The sequence below is a fragment of the Nocardioides ureilyticus genome, from assembly GCF_051280745.1.
Taxonomy (GTDB): Bacteria; Actinomycetota; Actinomycetes; order Propionibacteriales; family Nocardioidaceae; genus Nocardioides.
In genome coordinates, this window is sequence record NZ_JBNCOG010000023.1 from 1 (window position 1) to 16,892 (window position 16,892).

The 16,892-nt window shown below is 73.1% G+C and carries 12 protein-coding genes; 7 read left to right on the top strand and 5 right to left on the bottom strand.

From position 1 onward, the window contains the following. Window positions 1-280, bottom strand: a 280-nt coding sequence (locus tag ACSMHG_RS13460; protein ID WP_435745879.1) for a Ku protein, incomplete at its 3' end; no start/stop codon positions are given. Between the two features lie 311 nt (window positions 281-591). On the opposite strand from ACSMHG_RS13460, the gene ACSMHG_RS13465 reads away from it, so the two are divergent. Continuing rightward, window positions 592-1,011 carry a DUF5994 family protein gene (locus ACSMHG_RS13465; protein ID WP_435745881.1) on the top strand — a complete coding sequence of 140 codons (420 nt, stop codon included), beginning with the start codon at window positions 592-594 and terminating at the stop codon, window positions 1,009-1,011. A gap of 12 nt (window positions 1,012-1,023) precedes the next feature. Here the strand turns inward: ACSMHG_RS13465 and ACSMHG_RS13470 are convergent, their stop codons facing one another. From ACSMHG_RS13470 to ACSMHG_RS13480, 3 genes are all read right to left on the bottom strand, one after another. Further along, a complete protein-coding gene (locus tag ACSMHG_RS13470; protein WP_435745883.1) occupies window positions 1,024-1,245 on the bottom strand; it encodes a hypothetical protein in 222 nt (73 codons plus the stop codon). 30 nt (window positions 1,246-1,275) lie between these two features. After that, window positions 1,276-3,387 carry an ATP-binding protein gene (locus tag ACSMHG_RS13475; protein ID WP_435745998.1) on the bottom strand — a complete coding sequence of 704 codons (2,112 nt, stop codon included), beginning with the start codon at window positions 3,385-3,387 and terminating at the stop codon, window positions 1,276-1,278. A 166-nt stretch (window positions 3,388-3,553) separates the two neighbouring features. Beyond that, window positions 3,554-5,170, bottom strand: coding sequence for a hypothetical protein (locus ACSMHG_RS13480; protein WP_435745886.1), 1,617 nt, complete (start codon window positions 5,168-5,170; stop codon window positions 3,554-3,556). Window positions 5,171-5,406: 236 nt separating this feature from the next. On the opposite strand from ACSMHG_RS13480, the gene ACSMHG_RS13485 reads away from it, so the two are divergent. Beyond that, window positions 5,407-7,959 carry a hypothetical protein gene (locus tag ACSMHG_RS13485; protein ID WP_435745888.1) on the top strand — a complete coding sequence of 851 codons (2,553 nt, stop codon included), beginning with the start codon at window positions 5,407-5,409 and terminating at the stop codon, window positions 7,957-7,959. 421 nt (window positions 7,960-8,380) lie between these two features. Beyond that, window positions 8,381-11,584 (top strand): hypothetical protein, encoded by a 3,204-nt coding sequence (locus ACSMHG_RS13490; RefSeq protein WP_435745891.1) that lies wholly within the window; start codon window positions 8,381-8,383, stop codon window positions 11,582-11,584. A gap of 18 nt (window positions 11,585-11,602) precedes the next feature. Here the strand turns inward: ACSMHG_RS13490 and ACSMHG_RS13495 are convergent, their stop codons facing one another. Further along, a complete protein-coding gene (locus tag ACSMHG_RS13495) occupies window positions 11,603-12,565 on the bottom strand; it encodes a hypothetical protein (RefSeq protein WP_435745893.1) in 963 nt (320 codons plus the stop codon). Window positions 12,566-12,675: 110 nt separating this feature from the next. On the opposite strand from ACSMHG_RS13495, the gene ACSMHG_RS13500 reads away from it, so the two are divergent. From ACSMHG_RS13500 to mshB, 4 genes are all read left to right on the top strand, one after another. Then, window positions 12,676-13,929 carry an HNH endonuclease signature motif containing protein gene (locus ACSMHG_RS13500; protein WP_435745895.1) on the top strand — a complete coding sequence of 418 codons (1,254 nt, stop codon included), beginning with the start codon at window positions 12,676-12,678 and terminating at the stop codon, window positions 13,927-13,929. Window positions 13,930-13,958: 29 nt separating this feature from the next. Next, on the top strand, window positions 13,959-14,573 hold the full coding sequence (locus ACSMHG_RS13505) for a (deoxy)nucleoside triphosphate pyrophosphohydrolase (RefSeq protein ID WP_435745899.1): 615 nt from the start codon (window positions 13,959-13,961) through the stop codon (window positions 14,571-14,573). Between the two features lie 165 nt (window positions 14,574-14,738). Then, a complete protein-coding gene (locus tag ACSMHG_RS13510) occupies window positions 14,739-15,839 on the top strand; it encodes a collagen-like domain-containing protein (protein WP_435745901.1) in 1,101 nt (366 codons plus the stop codon). Window positions 15,840-15,973: 134 nt separating this feature from the next. Then, entirely contained in the window at window positions 15,974-16,891 is a 918-nt protein-coding gene (gene mshB / locus ACSMHG_RS13515; protein WP_435745903.1) for an N-acetyl-1-D-myo-inositol-2-amino-2-deoxy-alpha-D-glucopyranoside deacetylase, read from the top strand. Window position 16,892 lies beyond the last annotated feature (1 nt).

A 16,892-nucleotide genomic window follows, 5' to 3' on the forward strand; every position in this document is an offset into this window, starting at 1 on the left:
TGATGTCGATGGTCCGGCTGCGTCCCGGTTCGACCGTCTCCAGCTCCTCCTTGGTGAGGATTACGTAGTCACCGTCGTCGACCTCCGCGCCCTTGGCGATGTCGCGGTACGGGACCTCCTCGCCGGTGCGCTGGTTGACCCGCTGGTAGCGGATCCGGTCGCTGGTGCCCTCCTCGAACTGGTGGAAGTGCACCTGGTGGTCGGAGGTGGCGGAGTAGAGCCCCACCGGGACGTTCACGAGCCCGAAGGAGACGGAGCCGGTCCAGATCGCGCGTGCCATGGGATGCCGGTACCCGCCCAGCTCGGTGGTCGAGCGCACCCCTCGGTGGTCGAGCGCACCCCATCGGTGGTCGAGCCTGTCGAGACCACGCACCCCCTCGGTGGTCGAGCCTGTCGAGACCACGCACCCCATTGGTGGTCGAGCGCACCCCATCGGTGGTCGAGCCTGTCGAGACCACACACCCATCGGTGGTCGAGCGCACCCCATCGGTGGTCGAGCCTGTCGAGACCACCCGTGCCGTACCGTGGAGAGCAACCAGCTGCCGAGCCGGGCTCGCCGAGCCCCCGAGGGCAGTGCGAAGGGTGGACGTCATGACGACGTCACCAAGTCCCGCTTCTCCCGTCCAGGCCCTGGACCCCGCCGAGCGGCCCCCGCTGCGCATCGAGCTGTGGGACCATCCGGGTCGTGACGGCTCCGACGGAGCCTGGTGGCCCCGCTCGCGCGCCCTCCTGGTCGAGGCCCCGGCCCTGGTCGACGAGTTCCCCGTCGCCGCGGGTCGGGTCAACCGCCTGCTGTTCTCCCGCCCCGACTGGGACGACGGGACGCACGACGGCCACGGCGTGCGCCGGGTCCGCGCTGCGCGTGGCCCGGTGAAGGTGGGATCGTTTCCGGGCGACGACACCGGCCACATGGTGGCGAGCATGGCGTCGGGGCAGCGGCTCCGGCTCCTCGTCGTGCCGTGCGACACCGACGAGGCGGAGGCGAGCCGGCTGCTGTCCGGCCGCGGCTGAGCGCGGGCAGCGTCAGCGGCCGAGGACGGTCGCGTCCGGCGCGTACCGCTCGATCGTGCGGGTCACCTCGTCGCCGTCGCGCGTGGGCACCGTGACCTCGAGCGTCCAGGCGGCGGCGCCGGCGTGCTGCGCGGCCTGCGCGTCGGCGTAGCCCTCGTCGGTCAGCATCCGCTGCAGCAGCTCCGCCTCGAGCTGGTCCATCACGTACCGCAGCCGCTGCGTGGTCTCGTCCATGACGAGACTGTGGCACACCGGTCCTTGCCGTCAGGCCGGTGCTGCCTCGACCTCGACCTCCACCTCGGCCTCGAGCCACCGCGCCTCGGCGCCGGCGGCTGCGGGCAGCGTGATGACGAAGGTCGAGCCGCTGCCGACCGGCGCCGGGGCCACGCTGATCCGGCCGCCGTGACGATCCACGATGAGCTTGCAGATGGCCAGCCCCATGCCGGTGCCGACGTACTCCGGCCGGTCGGTGTGGGCGCGGTGGAGCCGGCTGAAGACCGCGGTGCGCTGCTCCTCCGGGATCCCGATGCCGTTGTCGGTCACCTCGACCCGGACGTCCCCGTGGTGGAGCCCGCCGCGGATCCGGATCTGCGGCGTCACCCCCGGCGCGACGTACTTCACCGCGTTCCCGATCAGGTTCGAGAACAGCTGCCGCATCTGCGCCTCGTCGGCATGGACGGGCGGCACCGGTCCGACGACGACCTCGTCGGTGAGCCCGTGCAGGACCGACACGTCCGTCAGCACCGCTCGCAGGTCCAGGTCGGCGAGCTCCAACGCGTCACCCTGGCTCGTGGCATGGCTCAGGAGGTCGGCGATGAGCTCCCGCATCCGCGAGGCGGCGCTGCCGGCGCGCTCGAGCATGCGGGCGAGCGCGGGGTCGCCTGTGGGAGTCGTCTGGACGTGGGAGGTGGCCAGCTCCAGCCACCCGGTGAGCGCCGTCAAGGGCCCGCGCAGGTCGTGGGCGGCCGTGCCGGCGAACGAGGCGAGCTGGTCGGCGCGGTCCCGCTCGTCGGTGACGTCGCGGTAGACCACGACGGCGCCGCGACCCTGGCCGTACGGGGCGACGTCCTCGAGCGCCGTGGCCCCGATCGAGAGGACCGAGCGCGACCCGTCGGGCTTGATCGCGGTGACGTCCTGCGCGGGGACCTTGAGCTCGCGCAACGCGCGCTGGGACGGCAGCTCGTCCCAGGTGAGCGGGGTGCCGTCCGGGTGGCGCAGGCGCGTGGCGCGGGCGTCCAGATCACCCCAGTGCACCGGTGACGCCGGCGCCCGGGCTGCGTCGTTCACGGAGACGACGTCGCCGGCAGCCGTCACCAGCATCACGCCGTCGGTCATCGAGTCGGCGACCGCCTCCCAGAGGTCGGCTCGGGCCCTCGCCTCCCGCTGGGTGGTCCGCAGCTCCTGGAGGACCTCCTCACGCTCGGCGCGGCTGGTCGCCAGGACCATCGCGACGACGAGGACGAGGGCGCCGAAGAGCTGGACCACCGCGGCGTGCGCCTCGGGCGAGCCCGTCGCGCTGAACGGGCCGGCCCCCTGCAGGGTCAGCCCGATGCCGAGGACCCCTGCGGCGACCGAGTGGACGCAGGCCCAGCCGGGGCACAGCCGCAGGCCCGCCCAGACGCTGAAGGCGATGAGGAGGAAGGAGAGCGAGGGATCCGCCCAGCCGAAGACGAGGAGGTACGCCGCCGCCGAGGTGACGACGAGGGCCGCGGCCTCCCACCTACCGGCGACGCCACGGACGGCCGGACCCAGCGGGTCCTCCCGGTGCCGCCAACGGTGTGCCCACAGGTGCCCGAGCGCGGTGACAGCCAGCGACCCGGTGCTGTACCGGCCCCACGTCAGCAGGAGGACCTCGGCCGGGGTCTCGCCGCGCACCACCCACAGGCCCAGGGATCCTGCCGCCGCCCCGACGAGGGAGCCCACCGCGGCCGCGACGACCAGGGCGACGAGGTTCCGCGTCGACGTGAACGCCTCGGTGCCGCCGAAGCCCCAGAGCCGGGGTGCCAGCAGCCGCAGGATCGCGGCCACGGCCGCGGCCTGGGTGAGGTTGCCGACGGCGAAGACCGCACACAGGGCGGGTCCCGTGCCTGTCGAGGCGTTGACCACGACGGTGACGGCCACGAGGAGTCCGCCGTTCAGCAGCGTCCAACGCCGGCCGCGGGTGGTCATGAGCCACAGCACCCCCACCCCGGCCGCGGGCCAGGTGAGGCTGACGTCGGAGCCCTCGAGGACGGTCGTGCGCCCGATGCAGGCGGCGACGGCGTAGAGGATCACGAAGGCGCCTGCATGGATGGTCGGCCACGCTGCGGCGAGGGTCGCCGCGGGTGGTTGGCGGGGCCCGCCCTGAGGCGGGCCGCCGGTGCCTCTGCGTCCCATCACGCTCGGATCCTTGTCGTGCTGCGGTGCCGTCGTCGCGACGGAGCACATCGGCGACGACGACGGTGAGATGACCAGGATGAGCGAATCTCGGGGTGGCCGGTGCGGAACCGGGAAGGTACGGACGTTCGGACCAGCCGGGACGGTCCGGGATGGCCCGGACGGACTACGGCGACGTGGACCGTGGTGCCGCGTCGGGGTCGTGCAGCGCCGGCCCCTGCTCGATCCACCAGGCGGCGGCGCGACGTACCTCGTCGGACTCGTGGTCGGCGAGCTGCTTGAGCTCGGGCGAGCCCTGCATCCCGAGGGCGTAGAGCAAGGCGTGCCGGTCGGCCGGCCGGGCGCGGGTGTCGACCATGGCCGCGATCGCCCGCGCCTCCTCCGGCTCGATCGGGGTCCGGGCCATGCCGGCGTTGATGAGCGCGCGGGTGCGGATGGTGGGTCGCTCCTCGTTCATCACCCGCCGCATCACCTTCTCCTCCCGGTTGCCGTGGCCGATCCGCATCAGGACGGTCCACGCGCGGGCGGCGAGCAGGTCGTTGGGGTGCCCGGTCAGCCGGAGGCACTGGTCGGCCACGGCGGGTGCGTAGGGGCTGGCGCCGATGAGGAGGGCGGCGTGGTGCCGGCGCGGCTTGTGCACGTGGAGGAGGGCCTCGCGCAGCAGCCGGCGGAGCATGGGGTCCGGCTCCTTGGAGTGCTGCGCGGGAGTCTGCGACTGGGCGGTCGCCGCGAGCTCGGCCACGATTGCCACGGTCTGGCTGTGCGGAACGAGCTCGCCGTTGCCGCGGGCCTGGGTGACCAGCCCGAACGCCCGCCGGGTGCGCAGGCCGCCGCTGACCCGTTCCCACGACTGCTCGGGCAGGTGGACCGCCAGGTCGAAGAAGTCCAGTCGGCCGTCGAGCAGCTCGCTGCGCCGCAGGGCGCCGAGCACGGCCTTCTCGAGCTGGGGGAGCGCCTCGGGCGAGAGGTGGCCCCGGGCGACCTTGTACGCCGCGACGGAGGCGCCCGCGCGGCGCAGGTTGTTGTGCTCGCTGGCGAGCATCCGCATGACGAGCTCGCCGGCCGTGTGGTCGGGCAGCTCGGTGAGCAGGCTGACGACCGGGGCGACCACCTGCGTGTCGGGGTGCACCACGAAGCTGCCGACCGCCCGCATCACCGACCGCTGGGCACTGGGGTGGCGCAGCAGCGTGGCGGCGGCCTCGTAGCGGCGTACGTAGGAGGCGTGCACGGCGGTCGCGAGCTCGGCGACGAGCTGGCCGCAGAGCCGGGACCAGTCGTCCTTGCGGAGGAAGATGCGGTCGTGGCCGGTGAGCTCCTCGGCCAGCCGCAGCCACTGGGCGCCGGTGGCGTCGCCGCGCTGGGCGATGTCGAGGGCGTCCTCGAGCTGGCTGTCGGTCAGCTGGCCGTCGTGCAACCGGCCGTCCCGGCCCGCTGCGGCGCCGGTGAAGGTGCGCCGGAGCCCGGCCAGCACGGACACCAGGGCGCCGGACGGGAGGCCGAGCACGTCCTCGTACGTCGCGGCCACCCGCGCCGGCACGGCCTGCAGGCCCGACTCCCACCGGGAGACCCGGGTGCTGTCGACCGCGATGCCGCGGTCCTTCAGCGCCGCGAGGAAGCCGGAGCGCCGCGCCATCTCGGGGTCGGGGCCGAGCAGCCGGTTGGTGCTGAGCAGCCACGCGATGCGCTGGTCGCACCCCACCGTGAGCGCGTTGATCGGCGTGGGGTCGTTCGGCAGGCGCTGCGGCCGCCCGCGTCGGCGCGGGGTGTCGCCGGTGCCAGGCATACGACCTCGTGGGGGTGGGGGAGGGGGAAGGGTTCCCGAACCCGAATCGGTCACCGCGCATACGTTTATTGCAGAAGCAAAAGCGATCTGCAACAAGTTGGGGGTCGTGTCGCCCCGTTCCCTACTGTCACACCTGGCTCAGGAATCCGTGTCCGGGGCCACAGGGGCCTCATCGGTTGCCCCTGCCGGGTGAGCAGCAACGGCTCCCCGAACTCAACATTCCGGAAGGAACACGAATGAACAGCAGCGGCATCAAGCGCGGCCTGGCGGCAACCGCCGTCGGCGCGCTCGCGGTGACGGGCGTCCCCGCCCTCGCCACCTCGGCCTCCGCGGAGGTCGGCGACGTCCTCCAGGTCGTCTCCACCACCAACGCCCGCAACGCCGGTCAGGTCGGCGCCCTCGTCGTCCTCAACACCAGCGGCGTGAACGAGAACAACCTCGAGCTCGCGGCCACGAACCTCGACCCCAACGAGGACAGCGGCACCCAGTCCGTCGAGATCGTCGACGCCGTCCGCATCCTGAGCGGCGCGCCGGGCGACGCCACCCCGAACAACAACCTGGACCAGATCAACGTCCGGGTCACGGTCACCACGCCGAACGCCGGCGACACCGCCGAGTTCGTCATCTTCGAGGACGAGGGCGAGGACACCGACAACGACCCGGCGACGCCCGCCGTCTTCGATGGTCAGGTCGACGCCGCCGAGGCCCGTGCCCAGGCGTCGGTCCAGACCGCCGGCCCGGTGGCGAACCTGACCGTGACGCCGTCGAGCCAGTCCGCCCCGGCCGGCCAGACCAGCGCCCCGTACACGGTGACGCTCCGCGACGCCGGGGGCCGCCAGACGCAGCTCGGCTCGTCGGAGTTCATCGACCTGGCGATCGCCAACGGCACCGTGTCCGACCTCGAGGGTGACAACAACGACACCATCGGTGACCTCGAGGCCATCGACGGCGACGCTCGCTTCGTCGCGACCAGCTCGACCGTGGGTTCGCAGCGGATCACCGTCTCGACCGACGACTCGCCGAGCAACGCCTCGACCACGGCGACCCTCGTCGTGCAGTCCGCGGCGACGCTGGACCTGGCTGACCTCGACGTCGTCACCGGCGCGGACAGCGCCGACGGCGCACCCACCGACCCGACGTTCGTCCGTGTCGACCAGACCTCGGTCCGCCTGAACATCGACTCGGACGACGCCGCTGACGCCAACTCCGTGGTCACCTTCACCGTGGCCGGCAACGGGCTCACCTTCGGTGGCCAGACCTCCACCACGGTGACCACCACCCTCGACGGCAACGGTGTCGGCTCGGTCGTCATCACGCCCGACGCTGGCACGATCCAGGCTGGCGACTCGTTCGACGTCACCGGCAACGGCATCAACGCCCTCACCTTCGAGTTCCAGCGCGCCGAGATCTCGGCCGCCTCGGTCAACGCCCCCGACGTCGTCTACACGCAGGTCGACACCCCGACCAGCGTCACGGTGACCGTCGTCGACCAGTTCGGCAACCCGGTCGAGGGCGCCCAGGTGTCCGCGCGGAGCGCCGGCACCGGTGTCACCGACACCCGCCCGCGCCAGACCACCAACGCCAACGGTCAGGTCACCTTCACCTTCCCGGCGGGTGACACCCAGGCCGGTGACCAGGACACGATCACCTACACGGTGTACCGCGACGCGGCCACCCCGGACGCCAACGGAATCACCGCCAGCGAGACGACCGAGGTCAACTACACGGTCGACGGCCTGGGCCCGGACTACCAGCTCACGCTCGACGGTGAGAACACCGAGGGTGCGACCTACACGGCCGACGACGTCACCATCGAGCCGCTGACGGACGGTGTTGCCAACAACAACAGCGCCGACCAGGGCGACGAGGTCGTCGAGCTCACCATCGTTGGTGGCGACAACGGCCAGCCGGTCGAGGTCACCGTCGACAACGGTGCGATCATCCTCACCGGTGGCGACGTCAACCTCGAGGACGGCGAGTCCTCGGTGACCGGGACGGTCGGTCAGACCCTCCGCATCGCGGGCACCCAGTCGGGCCTCGTCACCGTCACGACGACGGCGGGCGGCCGCACCGAGACCGCGCAGTTCACGGTCGAGGCGCAGGACGACGCGACCACGGCGCGCAACGTCGGCGTCAGCGGTCCCGCGACCGTCGAGGCGGGCGCCTCGCAGGTCCCGTTCATCGCCGTGGTCACCGACGCGTTCGGCAACCCGGTCCCCGGCGTTCCGGTCAGCTCGCTCAACGTCCAGGTGTCCGGCCCCGGCCAGCTCCAGGACAGCGGCGCCGTGACCGACGCCCAGGGCCAGATCCCGCTGAACGTCCGCCTGGACGACGACGCCGAGGGCGCGCTCACCGTCACGGTGACCGGCATCCCTGGTGCGACCAACCAGTTCGGTGACGAGGCGACCGACGAGGGCCTGCCGGCCTCGGCGAACGTCGCCACGGCCACCACCACGGTCGAGGGCACCGACGAGCCGGAGGAGCCGACCGACCCGGTTCAGGAGCCCATCAACCCGGGCATCAAGCTGAAGAACGTGAACCGCAGCCAGCCCGGCATGGACTGGGTCAAGATCGGCGCTCGCAAGGCCGCCGGTGCCAAGGTTCGCCTCTTCGAGGTCCTGGACAACGGCAACCGCAAGCTCGTCGCGCGGGGCAACATCAGCGACAAGGGCCAGAAGATCTTCATCCGTCCCGACCGCAACCGTCGTGCCGAGAAGACCTTCGTCGCCGTCGTGGCGGAGACCGACCGCAACCGCCGCGGCGTGACCCGCCAGGCCTCGATCAACTGATCGAGCTCTACCACGGGTGAGCCCCGGGGCCTTCGGGTCCCGGGGCCACTCCCCGGGGGCACAGCTCCCGCAGCCCCCGTGCTGCACGACCACCGATAGTCGGGACACACAGACGCGGTCCGGGCCATTCTCTGTTTGCCGCTGCGCGAGAATGGTCCGGACCGCCTGTCCCACCCTAGGGCACCGGCACACGGGGACCTCGACAAGGACGCCGCGCGACGCGCGGCGTCTTTGCCATTTCCAGGCCATCCCAGGGGGTGCGCGCCGGTCTAGTCCGGCGCCGTCACCATCCGCGGGTGTGACCGTTGGGACAGCGGTGACGCTGAGCCCAGCTCGCGCCGCCGCACCGGGCGCCGGAGGGTGGCGCCGGTGCGCCCGTCGGGAGGCTCCTGGTGGGAAGCCACCGGAGGTACATCCCCAGATGCGAAGCAGCGGCCTCAAGCGCGGACTCGCCACCACCGCCGTCACCGCCCTGGCCGTCACCGGCGTCCCGACCCTCGCTTCGGCGACCCCCGTCGCCGATCAGGTCGGCTCGGGCACCGTGGTGCTCTACACCCAGTTCAACGCCGGGAACGAGGCCTCCGCCCGCAACGACGGCACCGACGCCACGATCCGCTTGGCCGCCGGCGCCGGCAGCGACGTGGGCGCCGTGACCTTCCAGTACGCCGAGGGCGATGGCCAGTTCCAGACCATCCGCACCGTGACCTCACGGAACGACGACGGCCTCTTCATCCACGAGTGGACCCCGCCGACCGCCCTGCGCGGCGCGACCGTGACGCTCCGGGCCGCCGCCACCGTGGGCGCCACGACCGTCGCCGACGACCAGGCCGGCGTGGAGATCGGCACGGCGACCGCCAGCGACCACGCCGTCAACCTGACCTCGCGCTCCCGCGTCGGGGTCTTCCGGCAGCCCGACTACAGCCCCGAGCAGAGCCGGGACCTCGTCCGGGCGACCGGCACGACGTCGGCCACCTCCGGCACCGTCACCGTCTCGCGCCTCGACGGCGCGGGTGTCTCCCAGGGCTCCGTGCAGGCCCCGGTCACCGTGGCCGACGGGGCGGCCACCGGCACGTTCGAGGGCCTGCTCGACATCACCGGCTATCCCTACGACCCGTCCGACAGCCCGGTCGACCAATTGGTCGTGGGTGCCGAGCGCGACACCGACGACGTCGAGGGCTACACGCTCTACCAGCAGGCCATCTCCACCGTCACGGCGACTGCGGACCGCACCCGCGTGCCGAGCGGTCAGGCCGCCGTCGTGACGGTCACCGTGACCGACGCCGAGGGCACTCCCATCCCTGGTGCCGAGGTCCGGTCGTCGGCAGGCGGGGACCCGCGGTACACCGACGTGCGGGGCGTCGCGACGTTCGAGCAGGCGGCCGGCGCCGCGCGGTACTACTACGCCAACGCGACGGCGTCGGACGCCTACGAGGCCTCGGCCGGTGACAAGCGCTCCTCCGACGTCACCGTGGAGCAGTACTCGCCAGCCCCGACGACGCTGCACGGCACCTCGGCCGACGGCGCGGTCTTCGACCGGGACGAGAGCGGCCTCGGCGACATCACCGTCCAGGTGAGGGACCAGGCTGGCCGCGACCTGGCCGTGCCGCTGCGGGCAGTGAGCTACTACTGGGTGATCACGCCGTTCGACGGCTCGCCCGCGACGGTCCGCGAGCCCTCGTCGGGGACGCGGCCGACCCTCACCAACGGCGACGGTGAGGCCGTCGTCCCGCTGCCCAGCAGCCAGGAGGCCGGCACCTACGAGCTCCACGCCGCCCTCGCCGGTGAGCTGCTCACCGGGAACGGGGCCATCCCGAGCCGCAAGGTGCTGACGCTCAAGACCGGCGAGGCGGTGCTGGGCTCGGAGCTGCTGAGCCCCGTGCAGACTCCGGCCGGGGGCTCGCGGACGATCCCCGCGACGTACACCCTCGAGGACGGCACCGGCCTGCCCGGCCGCCAGATCGCCCTCACCTTCGGGCGCGGCACCGAGTCGGGCGCCGGCGCGGACGACGCGGGCGACGCCGGCTTCGCCACCGGCACCGCCGCCCCCGTGACCACCCACAGCGTCACCACCGGTGCCGACGGGCGCTTCTCAGTCACCGTCACCGACCCCGCGGAGAGCCCCCAGCCGGAGGAGAAGGGGGGCAGCATCGCCGCCGCCCCCGCCGGCAACCGCGACGCCGCCGTGAGCGGCTACCGGGTCGACTTCCTGCGGTCCACCGCCGTCGGCCGGGTCGAGATCGCCGCGGAGACGCCGCTCAGCACGGCCGGGCAGACGCCGGGCCGCCCGGTCAGCTCGCGGGTCACCGTCAGCTCCACCGACGGCACGCCGCTGGCCAACCAGGTCGTCACGCTGCGGACCGGCCACGGCTTCTTCACGCCGTACGCCGAGTCCTTCGCCGACCTGCAGCCGGCCGCCCAGCCGGCCGCCGGCCAGGACGCCGGTGCCTACCGCAACAGCGGGCCGCAGCTCACCGTGACCACGGACGCCGAGGGCGTCGCGCGGTTCACGCTCGCGATCGAGCGCGACCGCGGGTTCGACGACGACGGGTCGGTCGCTGCCACGGTGACCGCCACCGTCGGCAGCCTGTTCGACACCGAGACGGTCGACTGGACGTCGGCCGACCCCTACAACGGCGGCGAGGTCCGGGTGGAGCTGGCCCGGGCGGCCCGGCAGGAGTCCGGCGTGCTGCCGAAGGCGCCGACCTCCGACACGGTGCTGCTCGACGTCTTCACCGAGGACCAGTTCGGCAACCTCGTCGGCGGGGAGACCGTCCGGGTCGGCGAGGCGTCGGAGACCGCCGCGCTCTCCACGGCGGAGGTGACCTCCGACTTCGACACCGACGGGGACGTCGTCCTGAGCGCCACCGGGGCCGGCAACGTCGAGTCGACCGGCACCTGGCAGACCGAGACCAACCGGTACGGCGCGGCCCCCGCGCTGGGCGTCACGCCGGGGACCGAGACGCTCACCGGCAAGCGGCAGGTCGAGTACTACGCCGTCGACCCCGCCCTGTCGACCTACAACCTCGACCACTCGGGCGCCAACACCCAGCGCGTCGGGTCGGCCGTCACCTCGACGTACACGGCCACGGACCAGCTCGGCGAGCCGATCGCCGACCTCTGGGTCCGACTGGATCGCAGCGGTCCCGACCGCAACGACGCGGACTCCGCCAGCGGGCTGCTGGGCCAGGACGGCGCGCTCAGCCACGCCTTCCGAGGCACCCGGGAGGGCGCCGCGACCATCACGGCCGTGGCTCGGGCGGGGAAGGCCGACGGTCCGGTCGTCGACCAGGCGGGGCGCTCCGACCGCGTGACGTTCGTGGCCGACGGGCAGACCAGCAGTCCGGTGCGCATCACCGCCCGGCTCAAGGGCTTCAACACCGGCGCCGGCCGCGACAAGCTCACCGTCACCGCGCCGAGGGCCGCCCAGGGCGCCAAGGCCCGGCTCTTCCGTGTCCAGCGGAGCGGCCGGCGGGTGCTGGTCCGGATCGGCAACCTCAACGCGCGCGGCAAGAAGTCGTGGGTCGTCGCCGACCGCAACGGCAAGCGGAGGACCACCTACGTCGTGGTCGTCGGCAAGACCGCGGCCACGCGCGGCGACCGCAGCAACGTCCGCAGGATCCGCTGATCGGCGAAAGCCGATCCGTCACCGTCGGAGGGAGACGATCCAGCGCCGCCGGGGGTGCTCCGTCACGGTCCACAGCCGGTCCGTGACGGGGGACCAGTCGAGGTCCTCGGGGCCCATCGGCAGGGCGAACCGCCGCTCGCGGAGGTCGCCGGGCCGGCCGCTCCAGAGCGACCCGGGCACCCACGGGCCGTGGGAGGCGGAGAGGTGGTGGTCGCCTGCGGCGACCACGACGCCCTGGGCGCGCACGACGCCGCTCTCGAGCACGGAGGGCCGCGCGACACCCTCGGCGTCGGTCGCGGGCAGCCCGGTCGCCGGGTCGAGCGCGACGTGGGCCAACCGCCGGGTCTGCCGGCGGCTGCCGTACTCGCCCACCACGAGGCGCTGTGGCGTGCTGGTCGAGTCGACGGACAGGAACGAGTAGCGCAGCCGCTCCACCCCGTCGTCGGCGGCGGCGCGGTAGCCGAACCGCACCGGGAGCACGAGGCCCTCCGGCGTGGCGATGATGTCGTCGGTGTGGCAGGTCCAGAAGCCCCGGCCGGTGGCGGCGACGTACACGTGCTTGCCGTGCCACGCGATGCCGCCGGCGTGCACCCGCAGCGGCGTCCAGCCGTCGTGGGTCGGCACTGCGAGGAGGACGTGGGCGTAGCGGCGGGCCGCCAGGTCGAGGAAGGAGAGCCGGGAGCCGCCGGCCTTGGCGTACCAGCTGACCACGAGCAGCCGGTCCCCGGCGCGACCCAGCTCGGCGGTGTCCGCACGGTCGGCGGTGGAGACGCCCTGCGGCCACCAGGCGGGGTCACGGCGGTCGGCTGCGTCCCACGTCCACGCGCGGTGCCGCGACAGGCACGGCGCCCAGGTACGGCGCAGCCGCCGGTCCAGCTGCGACACCACGCCGGCCAGCCCGACGCGACCGCCGTGGCGGCGGGCGAGGGCGTCGATCTGGTCGACGTTCTCGGCTGTCCGCGTCAGGTGCACTCCGGTCACGGCGTCGACCCTACGGTCCGCCTCGTCGGTCGCCGCGAGCATCAGCGGGCATTCGAACAGGAGTGTGGAAACAGTGCGCGACTGTCGGTGGCGGGTGCTTGAGTGGGGTCATGGCCAAGGACCTGCGACCCGGCGGAGACCACCCGGTCTCGCGTGCGGTCGCGCGGCTGCACGCCGAGCTCGACGACCTGAACGAGGCCCCGCTGTTCGCCCTCACGGCTGAGGAGAACGCCGCCACCCTCACCGCGGTCACCGCGCTCGCCGCGCGCGTCGCCGAGCTCGAGCTGCGGCTCGCCGCCCAGGCCGAGGGCAACGACGTCGCAGCCACCACCGGCGCCACCTCCACGGCGAGCTGGTGGGCTCACGCCACGCGGCAGGACCGGCGTGCCGCCGCCGGCCGGGTGCGGCTCGCCGACGCGCTGGGGCGGTTCCCCTCCGTCCGGGCGGCGCTCGCCGCCGGTGGGATGAACGCCGAGCAGGCCCGCGTCATCACCACCGCCCTCGACGCACTTCCGGAGGGGTTGGAGCCCGACCTCTACTCCAAGGCTGAGCGGCACCTCGTGGCCGAAGCGGCCCATCACGACCCGTCCGCGTTGCGGGTGATCGGCAAGCACCTGCTCACCGTCATCGCACCCGAGATCGGCGAGGCCCACGACGCCCGCGCCCTGGAACGCGAAGAGCAAGCGGCTGCGGCGCGTGCGTTCCTCACCATCTGTCCCGACGGCCGCGGGAGCATGGTGGGGAAGTTCAGCGTGCCCGAGGCGCAGGGGCAGATGCTCCACAAGGCCCTGTTGGCGCTGTCTGCGCCCAAGCACGTCACCGCCACCGACGGCGCCGGCGCCTACGAACGCCGCCCCTCACCCGAGCGGCTCGGGTCCGCGTTGGTCGAGCTCATCGAGCGGTTCCCCGTCGACCGGCTCCCCGACCTCGGCGGCACCAACGCCACCGTCGTGGTCACCATGGACCTCGACACCCTCCTCGGCGGCCTGCGCCACGCCTCCCTCGACACCGGCGGCGTCATCTCCGCCGCCCACGCCCGCCGCATCGCCTGCGAAGCAGGCATCATCCCCGCCGTCCTCGGCACCCACGGCGAGGTGCTCGACCTCGGCCGCACCACCCGCCTCTTCACCAAAGCCCAACGCACCGCCCTCAACCAGTCACAACCCACCTGCACCACCGTCGGCTGCGACTGGCCCGCATATCTCTGCCACGCCCACCACGACACCCCCTGGCACTCCGGCGGGCCTACCGACCTCGCCAACGCGCGCAACCTCTGCCCCCACCACCACGCCCGCATCCACGACCCCACCTACGCGACAGAGCGACATCCCGACGGACAGGTCACCTTCCACCGGAGGACGTAGTCCGCCGGCTGCGAACTAGGCTCCGCCCGGTGAAGACCAGGGTCGTCGGAGCCGCCATCGTCCGCGCCGGCCGGGTGCTGGCCGCGCGCCGTACCCGTCCTCCTGAGGCGGCCGGACGCTGGGAGCTGCCCGGCGGCAAGGTGGAGCCGGGGGAGCGGCCGGAGGTCGCGCTCGCGCGCGAGCTCGCGGAGGAGCTGGACATCGAGGTCGAGGTGGTCCGCTGGCTCGACGGGGCGGTCCCAGTCGGGGAGCGGCACGAGCTCACCGCGGCCGTGGTCCGGCTCCTGGGCGAGGCGGACGCGGTCGAGCCCGTCGACGGCACCCACGACCAGCTGCGCTGGCTGGGGCCCGAGGAGCTGGAGGACGTCGACTGGCTCGCAGCCGACCGGCCGTTCCTGGCGCAGGTCGCCGCGGAGCTGCGGTCGGCCGGTCCGACGTGGCGCGCGGTCTTCTTCGAGCAGGACGACGCGCTGCTGGTGGCGGCCCGGCTCCGCGGCGACGGCTACGACGCACAGGTCGAGCGCGAGCGGCTGGCCGGCGAGGACGACGACGAGGATCATCCGTGGGCGGTGGTCACCGACGCGCCGCAGGTCCGCCTCGAGCTGCTCGTCGACGACTTCGACGGGTGGCTGGACGCCGAGTAGCGCGGTCGGCTGGTCTGGACGGCTGGCCCGGCCCGGGCCGCGGCGCGGAGGCTGGAGGGCGCCCCTGCGTGAACGTCACGCATCGAAACCCCGCAATCGGCGGCGCCGCCTCCCCAGGAGGTGTGGAATGAAGCGCTGTCTCATCGCGCCGAACCAAGGACTCCCATGCCATCTCGTGTCTCCCGCTCCCGCATCGCCGGCGTTGCCGCCGCCGCACTCGCGCTCACCGCTGCCGTCGGCGGCGCCTACGCCTCCTCCGATGACTCCGACGAGGTCATCACCGCTTGCTACCGGCTGAAGACCGGCAACCTGCGACTCGAGACCAACGCCGCGCCGTGCTCCACCGGCGCCTCGAAGTGGGCGAAGCGTGAGCGTCGCATCAGCTGGAACCAGGAGGGCATCCCCGGTGCGCAGGGTCTTCCGGGGGTCGACGGCAAGGACGGCGCTGACGGCGCTGACGGCGCTGACGGCGAAAACGGTGCTCGTGGAGCAGTCGGGCCGATGGGACCGGCGGGGCCGGCGGGTCTCCAGGGCATCCCCGGCCTGCCGGGCATCCCCGGCCTCGACGGCGCCGCTGGCGCGAAGGGTGAGAAGGGCGAGCAGGGCGAGGCCGGCCCGCAGGGGCCGATGGGCCCGATGGGCGCCACCGGACTCCCGGGCGCCGCCGGTGAGGACGGCGCACCCGGCGCGACGGGCCCGGTCGGACCCCCAGGTCCCAAGGGCGACACGGGGGCGACGGGCGCACCCGGCCCGAAGGGCGACACCGGGGAGCAGGGGCCACGGGGTGAGGTCGGGCCGCAGGGACCGGCCGGCACCGGTGGCTACAAGGTGCTCGACGCGAACGGTGGACTCATCGGCACGGCGGTCTCCATCGCCGACGCGGGCCTGACGGTCATGACCTCGAGCAACTACCTCCTCAACGTGGGGTGGGACGGATCGCTCTACCCGGCGCAGGCCTACTACACCGGCGCCGGATGCACCGGAACGGCCTACCTGAACTCCGGCTGGTCGGAGGCGGGTCCCATCTACGCCAAGACGCTGGTCTACCTCGGTACGCCCAACACGCTCGCGGTGCCGGACACTGCTGTCGGGGCCATGTCGGCGCCGAACGTCGCCCTCACCGCCGCGACGATCGACAACCCCGAGTGCGGTGCGAGCGCAGGCACCCGGCACGGCTACCAGCTGAAGCACGTCAGCGCCGCCGCGGTGGGCCTTCCTGCGCTCTCGGGCGCCGGCCAGTTCGCGGTTCCGTTGTCGATCTCCTGAGCGACGGTCCAGCCTGGACCACACGAACGGGTGGTCCAGGCTGGACCGCGGTTCCTGCCGGCGGGGCGTGGTCACGCCAGCACGACCACCGCTGGGTCGGGCTCGCCCACCCGGGGACTGTCTCCGCTCGCGGGATGCCTGACGCGCCTGAGCACCGCCTGCTCCTCGTCCACGCCCATCCCGACGACGAGTCGATCGGGCAGGGCGCCACGATGGCGAAGTACGTCGCCGAGGGCCGCGGCGTCACCCTCGTCACCTGCACCGCGGGGGAGATGGGCGAGATCCTCGTCCCCGAGCTCGAGCACCTCGCGGCGGACAAGGAGGACCGCCTCGGCGAGCACCGCCGCGGGGAGATCGCCGAGGCGATGGCCGCGCTCGGGGTCACCGACCACCGCTGGCTCGGCGGCTTCGGCCGCTACCGCGACTCCGGCATGAAGTGGCACGAGGACGGTTACGCCATCCCGGCCGACACCATCCACGACAACGCCTTCTGGCACGCCGACCTGACCCAGGCGGCCGACCACCTCGTCGAGGTCATCCGCGAGGTCCGCCCGCAGGTCCTGGTCACCTACGACCAGTTCGGCGGCTACGGCCACCCCGACCACATCCAGGCGCACCGCGTCGCCATGTACGCCGCCCAGCTGGCCGCCGTGCCGTCGTACCGCCTCGACCTCGGCAAGCCGTGGGACATCGCGAAGATCTACTGGGGCGCGATGTCGGAGAGCCGGATGCGGCAGGGGCTGCGGATGCTGCGCGAGTCCGGTGACACCACGACGTTCGAGGGCATGGACCCCGACGGCCCGCTGCCGCCCATCGTCACCCCCGACGAGAACCTCTCCGCCGAGGTCGACGCCCAGGAGCACGTCGAGCAGAAGATGGCGGCCCTCAAGGCCTACGCCACCCAGATCACCACCGACGGGCCGTTCTTCGCGCTCAGCAACAACGTCGGCTCCACCGCCTGGGGCATCGAGTACTTCCGCATCGCGAAGGGGCGCCGCGGTCCGCTCAACGAGGCCGGCCTCGAGACCGACCTCTTCGCCGGCCTCGACTGAG